Here is a 19,544-nt window from a genome sequence, read left to right as displayed (position 1 = left end):
GAGGTGAAAGGGATTATGCATGAAAACAGGGTGGAATTTCAGGTCAGCGGTAATTATGCAATGTTTGCAGACCCGGTAACCAGAGTGGGAGGGGAAAAGCTTTCCTATCAGATTCCTACGTATGAGGCATTAAAAGGCATACTGCAAAGCATATATTGGAAGCCAACAATAGTTTGGATTATTGACGCTGTGCGTATCATGAATCCAATCCAGACAGAGACAAAGGGCGTGCGCCCTATCGGATATGGAGGGGGAAATGACCTTTCCTACTACACATATCTGAAACATGTTCGGTATCAGGTAAGGGCACATTTCGAATGGAATATGAACCGTCCGGAACTTGCCGCGGACCGCAATGAGAACAAGCATCATAATATTGCTAAACGGATGATAGCCAGAGGCGGACGCCGTGACATTTTCCTTGGGACACGAGAGTGCCAGGGATATGTGGAGCCATGTGATTTTGAAACGGGGCAGGATGAGGGATTTTATTCCGGCATTGCAGAACTGGCGTACGGATTCATGTATCACGGTATTACTTATGCGGATGAGGCTGTCCTGGATGAAGATAAAGGCAGGATGACAGTCAGGTTCTGGCGTCCGGTGATGAGAAATGGCGTAATTCATTTCCCAAGACCGGAAGAGTGTATGGATAAACGTCATATTAAAGACATGGAGATGAAGCTGTTTGATAACAGGAATTTTTCAGGCCTAGAAGAATTTTCCGAAGAGGAGGTGTCTGAGTGGACTGGGTAAGGGAATTATGTGATTTATATGAAAAAAATGCGAATCTTGCCGGTCAGTATGAAAAGGGCCGTTTTGGGGAACCACTCATTCTACTTCCAGTCTTCCACTCTACGGTTGCAGCTCAGATTACGGTGACCATTAATGAAAAAGGGGAATTTTTACGGGCGGTTCCTGTGGAGGATGAGGAAAAGCTGACCGTGATACCGGTGACAGAGAAATCGGCCAGCCGGACAGCTGGTGTAGAAGCCCATCCACTCTGTGATAATTTAAAATATCTGGCTGGTGATTATATGGATTACGTGGTGCCGGATAAAGGAAAAGATTATACAGAAAACCACAAGCTATATATGGATGGGCTGAAGAAATGGGCTGAATCTGCATTTTCGCATGAAAAGGTACATGCTATCTGGAATTATCTGAACCAGGAATGTCTGATGCGGGATTTGGTTTCCTATGGGTGCCTGAAAACGGATGGGCAGGGTAAGGTCTTGAAAACGATAAAAATACAGAATGTATCCCAGGTAGACTCTTTTGTGAGGTTCCGGGTTGAGAAGCCCTGGGATGCTGAGGAAAACCTGCTGGAGGAAAAGGACGGGACGGAACGGCCTGAGTGCTGGCTGGATGTTTCTCTTGAAAATGCTTATATTGCCTACTGCCGCGCTTCGTGGCAGCAGAGAGGGCTTTCCTACCTGACCGGGAATCAGGAACAGATTTCCTATCTCCACCCTAAAAAGATAAGGAATGAAGGGGACGGGGCAAAGCTGATTTCAGCCAATGATGAGACATATTACACATACAGGGGCAGATTTTCCAATAAGGAAGAGGCATTTGCCATCGGATATGAGGATTCCCAGAAAGCCCATAATGCCCTGAAATGGATTATCCGCAGACAGGGGAGAAACTGGAACAGTCTCTGTGTGGTGACTTGGGAGTCGGACTTGATTCCCCTTCCGGACTGGTGTCTGGATACGGATATGGTCTGTGATATTTATGAGTCAGAGGATATCTGGGGGGATGAAGAAGAAAGTAAGAAAGTGCCTGAATATATGGGGACGGATTCCAGAGGCGCCGCCAGATTCCAGGCCGCGATTGCAGGATATGGGGCAAGGTTGGATGTGGATTCCAGGACAGTCCTGATGGCTTTTGACGCTGCTACCACCGGGCGCCTTGCCATGATGGAATATGAGAGCCTTGATTCCAGCCGTTATCTGAAACGGTTGAAGGAATGGCATGCCGGCTGTGGGTGGCTGCATCCGAAATTTAAGGATAAAAAGTACTTCCTATATTATGGGATGGCCGGGGTGAGGGATATAGCTGATATTTTATATGGGTCGGAGCAGAATGGGATGCTGACCTTAAAAGGCGGGAATGAGAAGATGTATGCGGAGGTTTTAAAACGCCTGCTGCCCTGCATTATTTCCGGGCGTCCGGTTCCGGAGGATATGGTACACCTGGCCTACCGGAAGGCTTCATCCCCAGTGTCATATGACAGCCGGTATAATTGGGAGCGCGTGCTGGCGCTGGCGTGTTCCTTTGAGAAGAAAAAGAGGATGGAACAGAGGAAGGAGGAATGGACAGTGGCACTTAATACAGAGAGCCAGGACAGGAATTACCTATACGGGAGACTGCTGGCAGTAGCTGACAGGGTGGAGTACCGGACATTTGAAAAAGATGAGGTAAGGGAGACTAATGCAAAGCGTTTTATGAATGCATTTTCCCAACAGCCTTTTAGGACGTGGAAAGTTATAGAAGAAAGGCTGGAACCATACTTTGTCAAGCTGCCATTGCCAGAGAGGTTGTATTATGAACATATGATAGAGGACATCAGCTGGAAGTTCAAGGAAGGGGAATTTGAGAAAAATGACGCCTTGAATGGCCTTTATCTGTTGGGATACCACAATCAGTCATATGCATTTAGAAATTATGCAGAGGAGGAAAAGAAATGAGTGAGTTAAAGGGAAAAATTGATTTTGTACTTCTGATTTCGGCTGCCAATGCCAATCCAAATGGAGATCCGCTTAACGGGAACCGCCCCAGGGAGAATTTTGATGGTTATGGTGAGATTTCCGATGTCTGTATTAAGAGAAAAATCAGGAACCGGTTCCAGGATATGGGACAGAAGATTTTTGTACAATCTGATGACCGTGCGGATGATGGCTTCGGTAGCCTGAGGGAGCGTGCGGAGGGCTGTGAAGCCTTGAAGGCTGAGATGAAACAGGGAAAAAAGGCCAACAAGGAGAAGTGCGCCCAGATTGCATGCCGGGAATGGATGGATGTGAGAAGTTTCGGACAGGTTTTTGCTTTTAAGGGCGTGGATGTTTCCCTGGGAATCCGCGGTCCTGTTTCAATCCATCAGGCAGTAAGCCAGTCTCCTGTGGATATAATCAGTATGCAGATTACAAAAAGCGTGAACAGTGAGTCTGGAAAAGAGGGAAAGGCATCGGACACCATGGGCACAAAGCACAGGATTGGGTTCGGGTTGTATGTGGTGAAAGGCAGTGTCAACGTACAGCTGGCTGAGAAAACCGGATTTTCCCAGGAAGATGCTGACATCTTAAAAGAGGCTCTTAAAACATTATTTGAAAATGATGCTTCCTCTGCCCGGCCGGAAGGCAGCATGGAGGTATGCCGCCTGTATTGGTGGCAGCATGATGAGAAGACACCCAAGACTCCATCTGCAAAAATTCACAGAAGTGTAAAGATTACGCCCAAGGTAGAGCGTCCCAAGTCATTTGAGGATTATCAGGTGGAATGGGAACCTGTTGACAGTGTAAAACCGGAGGTATACGATTTTGTATGAAGAGGATGAATTCCTCCAGTTATCAGGAATCCAACACTTTTCCTTTTGCAGGAGACAGTGGGCATTGGCATATATTGAACTCCAGTGGAATGAAAATGTACGGACTGTAGAAGGGCATCTGCTTCACGAACGGGCCCATGACAGGACAATTGCAGAGAAACGGGGCGATATCATTGTTTCCAGGGCAATGCCGGTCCATTCCAGGGAGTTGGGAATCAGTGGGGAGTGCGATGTGGTAGAATTCCATAGAAGCCAGAGTGGGATTCCCCTTATCGGCAGGGATGGGCTCTATCAGGTGGTACCAGTGGAGTACAAAAGAGGAGAACCCAAGGAAAACGATTCAGATATACTTCAGCTGACGGCCCAGGCCATGTGCCTGGAAGAGATGATGTGTTGCGAAATACCGGTGGGATATCTGTTTTACGGGGAAACCAGACATAGGACGCAGATAGATATTACAGATAGGATGAGAGAGAAAACCCGGGATATGTTCCGTGAAATGCATCAATATTTTGAAAAAAAGCATACTCCCCGGGTAAAACGTACAAAAAGCTGTAATGCCTGTTCCTTAAAGGATATCTGCCTTCCAGTACTGGGAGAGGATAAGACAGCGAAAGCATATATCGATAAGATGCTGGATGAAAAGTGAAGGATGGGATTGAATTACGTGATGAGCATGATTATCACAGGGATTTACACAATACTATACCAGATAAGGAGCTGTCATGAAAAGACTTCTGAACACACTTTATATTACCTCACCGGACCGATATCTGTCCCTGGACGGGGAAAATGTGGTGGTTTATGAAAAACAGGAAGAAATAGGAAGGGTGCCTCTGCATAATCTGGAAGCAATCGTGACCTTTGGCTATACGGGAGCCAGTCCGGCGCTTATGGCAGCATGTGCGAAACGGGATATCGGCATATCCTTCCTGTCAAGAAGCGGGCGGTTTCTGGCCAGGGTGTCCGGCGAGGTGCGTGGGAATATCACACTGCGCAGGGAACAATATAGGATTGCCTGGGATTTAGAGAAGAGCATGGATATTTCCCGGAACTGCATAGCAGGAAAAGTATATAATGAAAAATGGGTACTGGAGCGCGCAGTTAGGGATTATCCTATGAGGTTAGATGGAGAGAAGCTGAAGAGAAAATCCGGTTTTTTATCAGATTCCCTGAAAAAAATAAGGGTGTGTAAGGAACCGGATGTGTTAAGGGGGCTTGAGGGAGAAGCGGCATCTGTTTATTTTTCCGTATTTGATGATTTGATATTGCAGCAAAAAGAGGATTTCTTTTTTCGCGGACGATCAAAGCGTCCGCCCACAGATAAGGTAAACGCCATGCTGTCGTTTGCGTATACACTGTTGACAGGGATGTGTGCAGGAGCGTTGGAGACGGTGGGATTGGATCCATATGCGGGGTTTTTCCACACAGACAGACCAGGAAGGATATCATTAGCTTTGGATATGGTGGAAGAATTAAGAAGTGTGCTGGCGGACCGTTTTGTGTTGACCTTAATTAATAAAAAAATAGTGAAGCCGGAGGGATTTGACCAAAAGGAAAATGGAGCAGTGATTATGGATGATGACACCAGAAAGCTGTTCCTGTCTCAGTGGCAGATGAAAAAACAGGAGATAATCCGTCATCCCTTTTTAGGAGAAAAAGTAGAATGGGGGATGGTACCATACGTTCAGGCCCTATTGCTGGCTCGGTATATCCGTGGTGACTTGGATGAATATCCTCCCTTCTTTTGGAAGTAGGTGATGGGATGCTTGTGTTAATCACATATGATGTGAATACAGAAACAGCGGCTGGAAGGAAACGTCTCCGGCAGGTGGCTAAGCAATGTGTCAATTATGGCCAGCGGGTCCAGAATTCAGTCTTTGAATGTAATATGGATGCTGCAAAATGCAGGGAAGTAAAAGCTATCCTGGAAAAGATTATAGATAAAAATGTGGATAGCCTGAGATTTTACTATTTGGGTGACAAGTATAAAAATAAGGTGGAGCATATGGGGGCAAAGCCAGGATTCGATGTAACAGAACCTTTGATTATGTAGTGCGAATGTGATGCTCTCATTAAAACCCTGGGGGATTCGCACTGGATTATGATATGGATATGGGATTATGATAAACGGTTTGATTGTTTTGGGGGAAGTTTTGGGACGTGTATGGTAGAAAAAATGTTAGTTATAGATAAATTTTAGAGTGGTTTATTGGTAATATTTGCTGTCTCCCTTCTTGCGAAGGGAGTGGATTGAAGCGTGCCAGTTAGTGATTTTGTGGCAATCCTCACTGTCTCCCTTCTTGCGAAGGGAGTGGATTGAAGCAGTGCACTTGGGGAGTTTGCAGCCACATTCGATGTCTCCCTTCTTGCGAAGGGAGTGGATTGAAGCAGGAGGGATGCCAGTAGCAGGGGCTGAATTTACGGTCTCCCTTCTTGCGAAGGGAGTGGATTGAAGCGACCAACGTGATACAGATTATGATGCCATTGCCAGTCTCCCTTCTTGCGAAGGGAGTGGATTGAAGCCAAACGGATAATAACAAAGGGGGGGCTCAAATGGTCTCCCTTCTTGCGAAGGGAGTGGATTGAAGCTTGTGTGTTGTGGGTATGTGGGTTTAGAGTTAGTTGTCTCCCTTCTTGCGAAGGGAGTGGATTGAAGCACGAAATAGTCCGCAAGTCTTCCATACTCCCCTTGTCTCCCTTCTTGCGAAGGGAGTGGATTGAAGCATTCCCTTTCTTGCACTCAGCCCTGCCAGGGGCCTGTCTCCCTTCTTGCGAAGGGAGTGGATTGAAGCATATTGCCGGACTCCAGAGCGCAGATCTCACCGGGTCTCCCTTCTTGCGAAGGGAGTGGATTGAAGCCCCAGATAGGCCAGAAACGTACTCTTTCCTATTCGTCTCCCTTCTTGCGAAGGGAGTGGATTGAAGCCCTCCTGTCAGGTTGAGGGGCCGCAGGGCCCCTCGTCTCCCTTCTTGCGAAGGGAGTGGATTGAAGCTTAAAAGCCGCCACATCCAACGCAATGGCCATGCAGTCTCCCTTCTTGCGAAGGGAGTGGATTGAAGCATTATCTCACGATAATAAAGATTACAGGAAGTTTGTCTCCCTTCTTGCGAAGGGAGTGGATTGAAGCAGTTGATAATTGGATTGGGGTTTCTCCTAAAATTGTCTCCCTTCTTGCGAAGGGAGTGGATTGAAGCATAATACAGGTCAGTTGATATGGGTACGTACCCTGTCTCCCTTCTTGCGAAGGGAGTGGATTGAAGCGACAATGCCCCAAAGCACATCTATGACACGCTGGTCTCCCTTCTTGCGAAGGGAGTGGATTGAAGCGATGGACAGGTATCTGTAAAGAGAACCGGAGGCGTCTCCCTTCTTGCGAAGGGAGTGGATTGAAGCATATAAGTGACAAGACTTATACAGTCACGATTGGCGTCTCCCTTCTTACGAAGGGAGTGGATTGAAGAGATTCTATTGGCATACAGGACTGGTATTCGAAAAGGTCTCCCTTCTTGCGAAGGGAGTGAATTGAAATTGATAATACATGGTACTATATGATGTCTGCATGTATCTCATTTCATAAAGGGAGGATAGAAGTAAAAGTACGACCAGATTAGGAAAAATCGAAACAGTCGCCCTTTGTGGAAAAAGTATGATTCAACTATGTAATTTAAGCAAAGAATTATTCTATCTTGTGTTACGGAATTATGATATTGTGTATCAGTAAGGACTAAATGTTTGATGCAAATTGTTTTGCAGGAAGTAATATAAAAATATGGTCCTGGTGATTATGAAATAGTTATAATCTGTATTCAAGAAAAAATCCCATCCGAAAAAACAGAGAGAAAAGTTTTTTCAGAAGTGAATATTTTAATCTTGAAAAACATTGCGATATTAAATTTAATCAGATATATCATATATTTCTAGAATAAGTTGAAGGCGATTGCAACAATATGATTTATGGGGTTCGCCTTTAATGTTTAAAAATATAAAGAAAAGTCTGTTCCCAGCAATTCCACACTAACAGCTTAAAAAATTAAACATAATTAAACGGCTCCGCCATAGCTGAATATGCAGGGGCCTTTTTATGATAACGGCAGAAATGTAACCTCCTATCAATATCAATAACATTCCAGGTAACTGCTTCAGAGGAGGTTAAAGGATTGTATCCCCAGGAGTGGCTGCTTCAAGGCCTTGGTTACCTCAATCCTGGTAACTTACAATCCAGCATCTTCCCATCTGAATTGACTTGTGCTCAGAAAGAAAAAACAGTATAATGAATTGAAAAATAAACCATGCAGTTATACGTAAGTAAACAGTACGGAATAAACTTATAAGGAGAAAGCCAATATGGATCATGGATACTTGGAACAGGAATCAGAACGTGTTAATAGGGCAACGAGGAAAATGTTTTACAAATTATTGATTGTGTTTGCCTGTGCCCTCGCAGTAATTTATCTTCTTGGAAAGGATTCCATCAATTTCAACGATATTTCTTATGGCAGTATATCTTTTTACTTAATCATCATAATAGGTCTTGTGCTGGTTTGCACAGTGATTAAATTGATTGCAACAGGACGGACCGCCAGGAACGGCGATAATTTATTTCTCCCTTATAAGGATAATACACAGGAAGCGGCTGGAAGGATTATTGACGGGGAAGCGCTTGAGGGTAAAATCCTGGTAGAGGAATACATAGACAAATTTTCAGATCCTGCGAAGGCATCTGGAGAGAAGATTGTTTTGATGCCTTCTTATTTGCTTCTATGCGGGGTAAAGGGCGGCCCCAAAGGTACTTCAAAGGTAACGGCTATCCCACGCCATAAGGTTTATTGGATATGCGCCCAAGTTGGGATTAAGGGAGGCCCGTTTATTGTGAAGCTTCTCATTTTCACTGAAAATAAAATCTACAGCCTGACCGGGACTGATATAGAGCATGTCCAGGGCATAGCGGATAAGCTTTATCAGTACATACCCAATGTTTTTAGTGATTATGATCCATTTTCCCTGTCTTATGAATTGGAAAAAATCTTTACTAAAAATCCAGTGGAGTTTCTGGAAATCTATGAGAATGAAAAGAAAAAACACAGATGACGAGATAATGTCTGTCTGATACAGACATGTCAATGGGCGGCCGGTTCTTATGAGCGGGCCGTCTTTTTCATCTGTTATCTGTTATGAGAACCAGGACTGGATGTGCCTGATGTCGGATAATGCACAGTAAACCGTATTCCTGTTGAGTAACGGAATTAGATGGTTCTGAAAGAGAAAAGGCGCCAGCTGCTGGATTGTATGAATTATTGTTATAGATACCAAATCAGGAGACAGACATAATTCTGTGTCATATAACTAGCTTGTTTAATCACGGCCATATAACTTTATTTTATGGCACATGAAATGGCTTTTCCTTCTTTTTACCTGCAATCCAGTGGATTAAATAACAATTTAATGCTGCAAAGCCCGGGATTATTTTGATAATATACCAAGGACATCCAGGAACGGTATGGTATCTGCCGGGGAACGGTGTCTCATATAGACGGCGGCAGGGGGGCTATTCTATACGCATTCCACAAAGAATCTGCGGTTTACAGGTATCCTGTTCCGACAGGATTTTAAAATTTTCTGAATCAAAAGACAGGGAGAAATGAAGGGACTGTGCGTTCTATATATTGCCTGTAGAAATATGGACATAATGGTCGAAAAAAGAGGGAAATGATAAAAAAGGTGTCGAATTGTGTAATATTTCCAAAAATGTACTGGATATTAATTACAAATTTGTTAATAGATAAAACAATATATTGCAAAATGTCACCCTCAATGATACAATGATAATTCGACACGTGTCTAAAATTGCGACCACGAATCGTTGATATATGCTATGGGGAGCATATATAATAAGATTCGCCAGGAGCTCAGGACGAATGATATGGATTTTTGTAAACCATAAGGTCGAAAATCAACTAACACATATTTTAGCAGGCAGTTTAGCATAGGCAAACAATTTTAGGAGGTAAAAGGAAGTGGAAAAGCTGAATGTTGCGATTGTTGATGACAATCCGCTGATTCTGAATACTCTGGATGAGCTGATTAACGCTGAAGATGGATTATCCGTGATTGGAAAGGCTGACAATGGCGCAGATGCCATTGATATGATTGTAGATACAACGCCGGATATTGTGCTGTTGGATTTAGTTATGCCGAAAATTGACGGTATATCTGTTGTGGAAAAGGTCAAGAGCGAACATACATTTATGAAAAACCCTGCGTTTATCATTTTAAGTGCAGTAGGCGGGGAACAGATGACAGAAGATGCGTTTAAAGCAGGCGCCAACTACTATTTGATGAAGCCTTTTGACAAAGAAATCCTGGTGAATAAAATTCGTCATATTGGAAAACTGCCTGAGAAACAGATGACTGGAAAGGTGGTATCTGCTCCATTTGAACCTGGAGAGGAGTCGCACATCACCAGGGAAGAGTACATGAAGGAACATCTGGAGACGGATATTACGAAAATGCTTCATGAACTTGGGATACCAGCCCATATCAAGGGTTACCAGTACTTAAGGGATGCAATCGCAATGTCCGTGGAGGACCAGGAGATGATGAGTTCCGTCACAAAAATCCTCTATCCCGCCATCGCCAAACGGAACCAGACAACTGCAAGCCGTGTGGAAAGAGCCATCCGTCATGCGATTGAGGTTGCATGGGGAAGAGGGAAAATGGAGACCATTGACGAGGTGTTCGGGTATACAATCAGCACAGGCAAAGGTAAACCTACCAACTCCGAGTTTATTGCGCTGATTTCAGATAAAATATTGTTAGAATACAAAAAAATTTAAAACAATTTCGTCAGAAAAAACTTCCTAATTTCGGTAAAATACGGTATACTATATGGAAAGGCATAAGGAACCTGTTCGTCAGGAGAGGGAGGTTTGGATGAAGAAAATATTATTTGCAGCTTCAGAAGCAGTGCCGTTTATCAAAACAGGAGGACTGGCAGACGTGGTTGGCTCTCTGCCCAAATGCTTTGACAAAGAGTATTTCGATGTAAGGGTCATGATACCGAAGTACCTGTGCATCAAGGAACAGTGGCGTTCCAAGATGGAATATGTGGACCATTTTTATATGGACTTCCTGGGACAGAGCCGCTACGTAGGCATCCTCAAGTATGTACATGAAGGCATTACTTTTTATTTCATTGATAATGAAAGCTATTTTAACGGTCCCAAGCCATATGGAGACTGGTACTGGGATCTGGAGAAGTTCTGTTTCTTCTGCAGGGCGGCTTTGTCCGCACTGCCTGTTATCGGATTCCAGCCTGATGTGGTACACTGCCATGACTGGCAGACAGGACTGATACCCGTGCTTCTTAAGGATAAGTTCCATGAGGGTGATTTCTTCCGTGATATGAAGTCTGTCATCACTATCCATAACCTTAAGTTCCAGGGCGTATGGGACGTTAAGACAATCCAGCGCTTTACGGAACTGCCCAGCTATTACTTTACTCCGGATAAGCTGGAAGCTTATAAGGACGGTAATCTGTTAAAGGGCGGAATTGTATTTGCAGATGCCATTACCACGGTAAGCGATACCTATGCGGAAGAGATTAAGATGCCGTTCTATGGCGAAGGCCTGGATGGACTTATGCGATCCCGGGCAAACAGCCTGAGAGGTATTGTCAATGGTATTGATTACGATGAATTCAATCCTGAGACAGACCCATATATTGTCCAGAAGTACAATGCCAGGAATTTCCGCAAGGAAAAAGCAAAGAATAAGAAGGCGCTCCAGGAGGAACTGGGACTGCCTGTGGATGAGAAGAAGTTCATGGTGGGAATTGTCTCACGTCTCACGGACCAGAAGGGCCTGGATCTGATTCAGGGCGTCATGGATGAGCTGTGTAATGATAACATGCAGCTGGTAGTCCTGGGAACCGGCGACGAGAGATATGAGAACATGTTCCGTCATTATGACTGGAAGTACCATGATAAGGTGTCCGCTCAGATTTACTATTCTGAGCCAATGTCACATAAGATTTACGCGGCGTGTGATGCATTCCTTATGCCGTCCCTGTTTGAGCCGTGCGGTTTGAGCCAGCTCATGTCCCTCCGTTATGGAACGGTTCCCATTGTAAGGGAGACAGGCGGATTAAAGGATACGGTTGAACCATATAATGAATATGAGGGCGCCGGTACCGGATTTTCATTTGCCAACTACAATGCCCATGAGATGTTGGGCAGCGTGCGGTATGCAATGTATATTTACTACAATAAGCGCCGTGAATGGAACAAGATCATAGACAGGGCCATGGCAAAGGATTATTCCTGGTCAACCTCTGCCGCCAAGTATCAGGAACTTTATGATTGGCTGATTGGATATTGACAGCGGACCTGAAATGTCAGATAATGAATCTGATAAAAGAAGAAAGGTGTGATGCCCATGGAGCCGTCCGGATTATATGACTACACGGGGAATCAGGAATATATGGATTGTGTCAGGGACATTTTAGAGCATCCTGTATTCCAGTCTATGGATCAGTATATACAGCATGGGACTACCACATGTAAAGCCCACTGCATACAGGTTTCATATTTAGGATATAAGTTATGTAAAAGGTTTGGAGGAAATTGGAGAAGCGCTGCGAGAGCAGGGCTTCTCCATGATTTGTTTTTATACGACTGGCATACACATGCCAGGGAAACAGGGAAGCATTTTCATGGGTTTACCCATCCCAAGGAAGCGCTCCGCAACGCAGGGAAGTATTTTGAACTGACAGGGGAAGAGGAGGTTATCATCCTCCGCCATATGTGGCCCCTGACGCCCATACCGCCTGTGACCAAGGCTGGATATGCCGTGACCTGTGCGGATAAGCTATGCAGTACATTGGAAACAACGGCCCGGTTTAAGCGCTGGCTGATGATGTGCTTTTTTGCACAGCCGGCCAGACGTTAGCGAAAGGGGAAAGAGAAAAACAATATGAATGTTTGGACAGAAATGCTTGGCAATCAGGTTCTTGTCAGTGCGGTCATGGGATGGGTGGTTGCCCAGTTCCTTAAGACACTGATTGACTTTGCTCTCAATAAAAGCTTTAATGCGGAGCGTTTGGTGGGTTCAGGCGGCATGCCCAGTTCCCACTCAGCCACTGTTTGCGGCATGACCACGGCCGCCATGCTTAAATACGGGGTTGGCTCCTTTGAATTTGCGGTGTCATTCGTGGTGTCCATGGTTGTTATGTATGACGCCATCGGGGTGAGACGCGAGACCGGCAAGCAGGCCAAGCTTCTCAATTCCATCCTTAGTGAGAATCCGCTGAAACTGAAGCTGAACGCGGAGGTGCTTCAGGAGAAGCTTAAGGAATATGTGGGACATACGCCGCTTCAGGTCATGGCTGGTGCGATTCTTGGAATCCTGCTGGCCCTGGGAATGAATCCTTACTTTTAGTGTGTTGGGGGATAGCGTCACATTAGACAGGAAGGACAGAAGATAGAATGGATATTTATAGCTTCATCAACTGGTTTTTTATGTATAGTTTCCTTGGATATTTACTGGAATGTGTCGTTCTCAGTGTTGAATATAAGCGGCCGGTGGTGGACCGTGGCTTTGGCCATGGCCCCTTTTGCATCATATATGGATTTGGGGCATTGGGGGCATGTATGCTTTTAAGCCCGGTTTCAGGAAGGCCGATTGAACTTTATACTGCATCCATGGCAATGGCCACCACCCTGGAGCTGGTGACTGCCAATATCATGGTGCGCCTGTTTGGCGCATTTTGGTGGGATTACAGCCACAAGGCATTTAATTATAGAGGAATGGTATGCCTGGAGAGCAGCCTGGCCTGGGGGCTTTTGGGCCTGTTTTTCTTCTACGTGCTGGACAGCAGGGTCCGCACCCTGGTAATCCGCATCCCCGGCAATGTTGGCAATATGCTGGCAGTGGGGCTGACGGTATTCTACCTGGTGGATTTCATACACTGCCTGAGGCTGCGCATGGGCGGTATGGAGGAAGAGGAGCCGGTTATAGGACGGCTGAAGGTTTATTGACATGGCGTACCGCTGTGGTATGGCAGGTATGCTGGCCGCACATCCTACAGGCTGTGCGAGGCTGAAGATTATGATAGGAGTAAGACATGAATAGAGGTGAACAATGGGGCGGATACCATGTTGTGCTGGCGTCCGCCTCTCCCAGGAGAAAGGAACTTCTGGGCCAGATTGGCATTGAACCGGAAATCAGGCCCAGTCAGTTGGAGGAAGAGACCGGCGAAAGAAGGCCGGAGCAGGTGGTCATGGAACTGTCCAGGCAGAAGGCGGAGGACATAGCAGCCGGATGCGGGGCAGGTACCATGGTAATCGGGGCAGATACGGTGGTGGCTGTGGGAAGTGAGATTCTTGGAAAGCCGGGAACACCTATGAGGGCATATGAGATGATTGGGAAAATTCAGGGCAGAACCCATCAGGTATATACCGGGGTGACCGTGCTTCTCTGCCTGGGAGAGGGAAGGACCCATGGAGTTACCTTTGCTGAGAAGACCGATGTACATGTATATCCCATGACGCCTGAGGAAATGAGTGACTACGCAGGATGCGGCGAACCTCTTGATAAGGCCGGCGCATACGGGATACAGGGCCGGTTTGCAGCCTATATAAAGGGGATTGACGGGGATTATGCCAATGTGGTGGGCCTGCCTCTTGGGCGGCTGAACCAGGAGATAAAAGTACTTTTGGAGGACAGGGAAGATGATTAAGCTGATTGTATCGGATGTGGATGGGACCCTTGTGCCGGACGGTTCGTCAAAGATTAATCCGGAAGTATTTGAGACCATTTTAAAGCTGCGCGAAAAAGGGATTCAGTTTGCCATTGCCAGCGGAAGGCCCTGGGCCAGCGTGGAACATGCATTTGAACCGGTTAAGAGGAAGATATTCTATGTCGCCAACAATGGGGCGTATGTGGGCTGCTGCGGCAGGAGCCTTTATGTGTATTCGATAGAGAAGGAACTGGTCCACCGCATGATAAGAAAGGTCCGCCAATATCCGGACCTGGAGATTGTTTATGCAGGAGCCAATGGGGATTATCTGGAATCCTCCAATGAGGAACTGATGAACTGGCTCATAGAGAGTTATAAGTTCAATCTGACACGGGTAAATGACCTCCTTGAATTGGATGAGCCGTGTGTGAAGGTATCGATTTATAAGCCGGAAGGCATTGAGGCTGCCAGCAGGGACATTTATGAGGAGTTTAAGGACGAACTGAAGATGTCCTGTGCAGGTGATATGTGGATGGACTGTATGGCCAAAGGTGTGAATAAAGGCAGGGCAATCCGCACGATTCAGGAAAGCCTGGACATAAAGCCTGAAGAGACCATGGCATTCGGGGACCAGTTAAATGACCTGGAAATGCTGGAACAGGCTTACTATAGTTTCGCGGTGGCCAATGCAAGGGATGAGGTGAGGAAGGCAGCCAGGTTCCAGGCAGACAGTAATGAGAATGACGGTGTGCTTAAAATCCTGAAACACCTGCTTTGAAAGGAGTTCCGTATTGGACATAAGTAAAATAATAAGAGTACGGGGGATGAAAAAGCGGGCTGTTTATATGGGGCTGGCCATGTGCCTGGTATTTGGGCTGTCGGTTACCGGCTGTTCCAAAAAGACGGTATCATCTGAAGGTGTGAGGACAGTTGAAAAGGATTACACAAAGGGACAGATCATGGTGGTCGCAGCCACGGAACGCAACCGGTATCAGAACATATATACCAGCCAGCTGTGGTCTGTAAAGGCGGATGACAGCGGCGCCACATTTGAGGAAAAGCTGCTGGGCCAGATTGAGCAGTTCCTCATTGAACTGGGGACCACCAACCTTATGGCGGATGAACAGGAGATAGAACTGACCGGGCAGGAAAAGGACAGTCTGAAGTCACTGGCAAAAGAATATTACCGTGGGCTGTCGGAGCAGGACCGGGATTATATGGATGTGACTGAGCATGAGGTCTATGACCTGTACTGTGAATATTACAGGGCGGATAAGCTGGTGGCAGAACTTACAAAGGATGAGAATCTGGAGGTGAGCGATGCAGAGGCAAAAGTAATCCAGGTACAGCAGATTGTGCTGGACTCCAGGGAACGGGCTGAAGATATACTGTCCCAGGTACAGCAGGCCAATGCCGACTTTGCCAATATTGCATCCAGGAGTTCCAGGGATGTGCAGATTAACCATACCCTGGAATGGAGCAGCCAAATGGATACCAGGGAGGAGGTTGCATTTTCCCTGGAGCAGAATGAAATCAGCGATATCCTGGAACTGGATGGGAAATATTACATCCTTAAATGTACCAATGCCTATGATGAGGAAGCCACCGCGGCGAGAAAGAGCATGCTGGCCCAGGAGAAAAAGACCAGGGCATTCCTGGCCATCTATGAACCGTTTGTAAAGGAACACACCGTAAAACTTAAGGATAGTCTGGATGAAATCGTGGATTTCTCCAAAGGGGAAGGATGTACCACGGATAACTTTTTCCAGATGTACCACAATTATTTTACGGTCCGTTAGAGGATACGGAGGGCGGGATGGACTTGGTATGGACTGGCAGCTGATCCGCTGCGGTCAACATTGGAACCCTCTGCGTTGACATCGTATCCCTGTGACAGGGATTTTAAGTACAGTCCAGGACATTAGGGTGTGTTAAGAATAGGGCGATTATGCTTCTATGAGTCTGGGGCCGGATATCCGGCCCCTTTTATCATTGTCACGCGAGACGTACCACTGCCAGGCTTGCGCCGGTACCTCCCTGAAGTACGGCGGTTCCCACAAGTCCGAACAGCTGTACTTCCAGTGTATCACCGGCAGTCAGGTCGGCAATAAGGGTTGTCGAGAAAGCGCTGGCTGATACAGCAGGAGATATAACGGAGCCAGGTAATGCAGTGCCGTTCCTCAATATACGTGAGGATAACAGCAAAGCGGCCGTGGTTCGGACCGTATAGGTTATAAGATAAGAGCCTGTTGCTGAAACGGTAAAGATTGTATTGGCAGCATTGACTGTAAAATTGTTTAATACATGGTCATCAGGAAGTGGAACTGCTGTACCCCCAAGAATTACCGCAAGGGTGGTTCCTGATGTGTTAAGTGCATTCATTCTGGTGGCAGTAACAGAAGTTCCGGTAGGGCCAGTGGCACCAGTTGGGCCGGTGGCTCCGGTTGGGCCAGTAGCTCCGACGGCACCAGTGGCACCGGTAGGGCCGGTGGCTCCGGCTGGGCCAGTGGCTCCGGTAGGGCCAGTAGCTCCGGCGGCACCAGTGGCTCCGGCAGCACCAGTTGGGCCAGTAGCTCCGGTTGGGCCAGTAGCTCCGGCAGCACCAGTAGCTCCGGTCGGTCCGGTAGCTCCGGCAGCACCTGCTGTTCCAGTGGCTCCGGTAGGCCCGGTAACGCCATTGGTACCAGTAGCGCCAGTGGGTCCGGTCGGTCCGGTAACACCGTCAGCGCCAGTAGGTCCAGTCGGTCCGGTCGGTCCGGTAACGCCATTGGCACCAGTGACGCCAGTAGGTCCGGTCGGTCCGGTAACGCCATTGGCACCAGTGACGCCAGTGGGTCCGGTCGGTCCGGTAACACCGTCAGCGCCAGTAGGTCCGGTAGGCCCGGTAACGCCTTTGGTGCCAGTGGACCCGGTAGGCCCGGTAACACCGTCAGCGCCAGTGGGTCCAGTGGGTCCGGTGGGGCCATGGATAATAAGAAAACCAATTATTAATTAAAATGCGGTCATATTAAACCGCTTCGGAATGGGTGTTGATTTCAATGAAATCCTGCACCCGGCGGAGTTCATCAGCAAAGCGAAGAACAATGCTGATATTGCCGCCTTCATAAACTGTGATACTGTCAACAAAATCAATCAGAATGTCCCTTGATAGTGTGGTGACATTTTCATATTTGCGAAAGGCAACCAGAAAAGGATTTTCAGTGTCTACACCGTTTTCTTGTTCGGCTCTCTCGTTTTGTAGTTTTTTAATCGTTGTAGTTATCTCTTTTTCCTGTGCTTCATAGTCCTCCCGCATACGGCGGTAATCGGTCTGGCTAATCTCGTTGTCTTTCCAATCTTGATAAACAGCCTGTTTATATCGAATTACCTTGGCAAGCTCCCGTTCCTTTTTGGAGATAGCCTCCAACAATTTCTTATCCTGGCTCTTGATGATTGGAGCCCTGTTAATCTGTTCAATGATTTTTGTATAGTCGATTGCAAGGTATACATACTGCTGAATTGCAAACAGGACAGCCGCTTCTAAGCGATTATGCTGTATGGAATGTTTCGTACAGGCTTTTTTTGACCGTCTCTTATAAGTCGAACAGTAGTAATATACATGTTTTTTAACTTCACTTCTTATCATAGCTTTTTCGCAGTCAGCACAACGCAGGAAACCACTGAACAAATATAGCGTATCATTTTTAGGAGATGTGCGAGTGTCCTTTTGTAATAACCGCTGGACTTTATCAAAGATTTCCCGGTCGATAATTGGCTCGTGAGTTTTTTCTTTAATAAACCATTCGTCCTCCGGGACTTTCTCTTGAATATGGACCTTGTAACTTTTTATACGATAACGCCCTTGTACCATATCACCGCAATACATTTGATTTTTAAGTATGTCCCCCACTGTCTTTTCACTCCAAAGAGGGTTTTTTGTTGGGTCACTGTGCGGATTTTGGTACTTCAAGCCTAATCGCTTTTGTTTATATACCGTTGGGCAGAGAATACTATGGTCGTTTAAGTACCGTACAATAGAGAGTTTACTCATACCAGCCAGATATTTCTCGAATATCTCCTTTACAATTTCAGCGGCTTCTTCATCAATAATAAAGGCATTTTTATTTTCTGGATTTTTCAAATAACCGTATGGGGCAAATGCACCGATAAACTCACCATTGTTGCGTTTTGTCCGAAATGTCTTTCGTACATCTTCCGACGTTCTGGCCGCGTAACGGTCATTCATAAGGCCATTTATTGGGATTTCCATGTTTTGCGTACAGTCAGGGTTTGCGAATGTGTCAACGTAGGGATTGCCAAATGCGATAAAGCGGCAACCGTATGTAGGGAGATACTGTTCCAGAAACTTCCCCTGGTCGGCATAGTTACGAAAGGCCCGGGCAAGAGTTTTGCAAACAACGCAATTCACATTACCCTCACGAATGTCTTTTGATAACCGTTGAAAATCAGGTCGTGTGTCCTCTGTTGTTCCAGAACGTCCATCATCTACATAAATATCATAAATGATATACGTTTCGTTGCAGAATTTTTCTTCCACAAATTCCAGATTGATTTTTCTCTGGTTGGTTACACTTTCGGATTCATCATTATTCCTTAAATCCTCTTTGGAAAGTCTGATATAAATACCGATTTTCCATTCAAATGATTTTACGCTTTCCTGCTTTTGAGTTTCAGTGATAACACGGCTCTTTCGCGCCATGTGAACCTCCTTCCTTTATCACTTTACACCTATATTATACCATTTATAGGTGGTGTGGACAATGTTGCCCGGCCCTTGCAAATCTTGTCCCGAGGCCGACAAAAACGGCCTGCACACTGATTACAGGCCGCTCTTTTTACGTTGAAGGAAGTCAGTGAAGCAATCCTCAAGGGGCGGGGCGCTATCCAGAAATTCCAGTTTAACGCCCATATCGCCCACCCGGAAGCAGTACGGATTTTTTACTTTTCGGAGCACCTGCGCCGCCCGCTGTTCTCTCGGAACCGTGTTATCGAAGGCCAGCCCGGACACGTCAACTAAGTCCTCTTTGTTGACTGTGGTTATATCAACCCCCGCGAGCTCCGCTAAATGAATTTGTTTTTGCATGGATATTCGCCCCCTTTCTTCCATGTGTATGTCATTCCCTGATTGTCCTATGAGGAAATGACAAAAGGCGGCCCATTCTCACGCGCTGCCCTTTGCCATCTGCCCATAAGACCTCGGGCCAAGTTGGCCCGAGGTTTTGCAGGGTTTGGGGTTGGCCCCAACAAGCGGGATTTTT

18 protein-coding genes and 1 CRISPR repeat array are annotated in these 19,544 nt (G+C 46.3%); of the genes, 15 read left to right on the top strand and 3 right to left on the bottom strand.

Annotated elements, in window-relative coordinates:
- The first annotated feature begins 15 nt into the window (after positions 1-15).
- The 15 genes from cas5c (at position 16) to MCJ35_RS15350 (ending at position 16,085) form a co-directional block, all read left to right on the top strand.
- The gene (gene cas5c / locus MCJ35_RS15420; protein ID WP_275891638.1) at positions 16-756 is read left to right on the top strand and encodes a type I-C CRISPR-associated protein Cas5c; all 741 of its coding nucleotides are present in this window, start codon (positions 16-18) and stop codon (positions 754-756) included.
- A complete protein-coding gene (gene cas8c / locus MCJ35_RS15415; protein WP_025486472.1) occupies positions 744-2,693 on the top strand; it encodes a type I-C CRISPR-associated protein Cas8c/Csd1 in 1,950 nt (649 codons plus the stop codon). Before cas5c ends, cas8c begins: the two co-directional genes overlap by 13 nt.
- Entirely contained in the window at positions 2,690-3,547 is an 858-nt protein-coding gene (cas7c, locus tag MCJ35_RS15410; protein WP_025486473.1) for a type I-C CRISPR-associated protein Cas7/Csd2, read from the top strand. The genes cas8c and cas7c overlap by 4 nt, the downstream gene beginning before the upstream one ends.
- Positions 3,537-4,196, top strand: a complete 660-nt coding sequence (cas4, locus tag MCJ35_RS15405) for a CRISPR-associated protein Cas4 (protein WP_025486474.1) — start codon at positions 3,537-3,539, stop codon at positions 4,194-4,196. The genes cas7c and cas4 overlap by 11 nt, the downstream gene beginning before the upstream one ends.
- Positions 4,197-4,272: 76 nt before the next feature.
- Entirely contained in the window at positions 4,273-5,304 is a 1,032-nt protein-coding gene (gene cas1c / locus MCJ35_RS15400; protein WP_025486475.1) for a type I-C CRISPR-associated endonuclease Cas1c, read from the top strand.
- Positions 5,305-5,312: 8 nt separating this feature from the next.
- Complete coding sequence (cas2, locus tag MCJ35_RS15395; RefSeq protein ID WP_025486476.1) at positions 5,313-5,603, top strand: CRISPR-associated endonuclease Cas2; 291 nt, start codon at positions 5,313-5,315, stop codon at positions 5,601-5,603.
- 171 nt (positions 5,604-5,774) lie between these two features.
- Positions 5,775-7,080: a CRISPR direct-repeat array (repeat unit 33 nt; unit sequence GTCTCCCTTCTTGCGAAGGGAGTGGATTGAAGC).
- 815 nt (positions 7,081-7,895) lie between these two features.
- Complete coding sequence (locus tag MCJ35_RS15390) at positions 7,896-8,639, top strand: hypothetical protein (protein ID WP_025486477.1); 744 nt, start codon at positions 7,896-7,898, stop codon at positions 8,637-8,639.
- 926 nt (positions 8,640-9,565) lie between these two features.
- On the top strand, positions 9,566-10,384 hold the full coding sequence (spo0A, locus tag MCJ35_RS15385) for a sporulation transcription factor Spo0A (RefSeq protein WP_008718004.1): 819 nt from the start codon (positions 9,566-9,568) through the stop codon (positions 10,382-10,384).
- 97 nt (positions 10,385-10,481) lie between these two features.
- Positions 10,482-11,927: a glycogen synthase GlgA gene (glgA, locus tag MCJ35_RS15380; RefSeq protein WP_008718001.1), complete on the top strand. Its 1,446-nt coding sequence runs from the start codon at positions 10,482-10,484 to the stop codon at positions 11,925-11,927.
- 57 nt (positions 11,928-11,984) lie between these two features.
- Entirely contained in the window at positions 11,985-12,497 is a 513-nt protein-coding gene (locus tag MCJ35_RS15375; protein ID WP_040380747.1) for an HD domain-containing protein, read from the top strand.
- 42 nt (positions 12,498-12,539) lie between these two features.
- Positions 12,540-12,986 (top strand): divergent PAP2 family protein, encoded by a 447-nt coding sequence (locus MCJ35_RS15370; protein ID WP_025486479.1) that lies wholly within the window; start codon positions 12,540-12,542, stop codon positions 12,984-12,986.
- A 47-nt stretch (positions 12,987-13,033) separates the two neighbouring features.
- The gene (locus MCJ35_RS15365; RefSeq protein ID WP_008717996.1) at positions 13,034-13,585 is read left to right on the top strand and encodes a putative ABC transporter permease; all 552 of its coding nucleotides are present in this window, start codon (positions 13,034-13,036) and stop codon (positions 13,583-13,585) included.
- Positions 13,586-13,671: 86 nt separating this feature from the next.
- The gene (locus tag MCJ35_RS15360; protein ID WP_008717994.1) at positions 13,672-14,286 is read left to right on the top strand and encodes a Maf family protein; all 615 of its coding nucleotides are present in this window, start codon (positions 13,672-13,674) and stop codon (positions 14,284-14,286) included.
- Complete coding sequence (locus MCJ35_RS15355; protein ID WP_025486480.1) at positions 14,279-15,064, top strand: HAD family hydrolase; 786 nt, start codon at positions 14,279-14,281, stop codon at positions 15,062-15,064. The genes MCJ35_RS15360 and MCJ35_RS15355 overlap by 8 nt, the downstream gene beginning before the upstream one ends.
- A gap of 46 nt (positions 15,065-15,110) precedes the next feature.
- Positions 15,111-16,085: a peptidylprolyl isomerase gene (locus MCJ35_RS15350; RefSeq protein ID WP_240299560.1), complete on the top strand. Its 975-nt coding sequence runs from the start codon at positions 15,111-15,113 to the stop codon at positions 16,083-16,085.
- Between the two features lie 196 nt (positions 16,086-16,281).
- Here MCJ35_RS15350 and MCJ35_RS31655 read toward each other — a convergent pair whose 3' ends face one another.
- From MCJ35_RS31655 to MCJ35_RS15335, 3 genes are all read right to left on the bottom strand, one after another.
- Positions 16,282-16,668, bottom strand: coding sequence for a BclA C-terminal domain-containing protein (locus MCJ35_RS31655; protein WP_025486482.1), 387 nt, complete (start codon positions 16,666-16,668; stop codon positions 16,282-16,284).
- A 625-nt stretch (positions 16,669-17,293) separates the two neighbouring features.
- The gene (locus MCJ35_RS15340) at positions 17,294-18,985 is read right to left on the bottom strand and encodes a recombinase family protein (RefSeq protein WP_025486484.1); all 1,692 of its coding nucleotides are present in this window, start codon (positions 18,983-18,985) and stop codon (positions 17,294-17,296) included.
- Between the two features lie 120 nt (positions 18,986-19,105).
- A complete protein-coding gene (locus MCJ35_RS15335) occupies positions 19,106-19,369 on the bottom strand; it encodes a DUF6870 family protein (protein ID WP_025486485.1) in 264 nt (87 codons plus the stop codon).
- Between the last annotated feature and the right edge of the window lie 175 nt (positions 19,370-19,544).

This window comes from Enterocloster sp. OA13 (assembly GCF_022440595.1).
In the GTDB taxonomy this organism is placed as follows: Bacteria; Bacillota; Clostridia; order Lachnospirales; family Lachnospiraceae; genus Enterocloster; species Enterocloster hominis.
The sequence above is the reverse complement of the archived record's forward strand: the minus strand, read 5'-3'. Positions and strand labels throughout refer to the sequence as shown.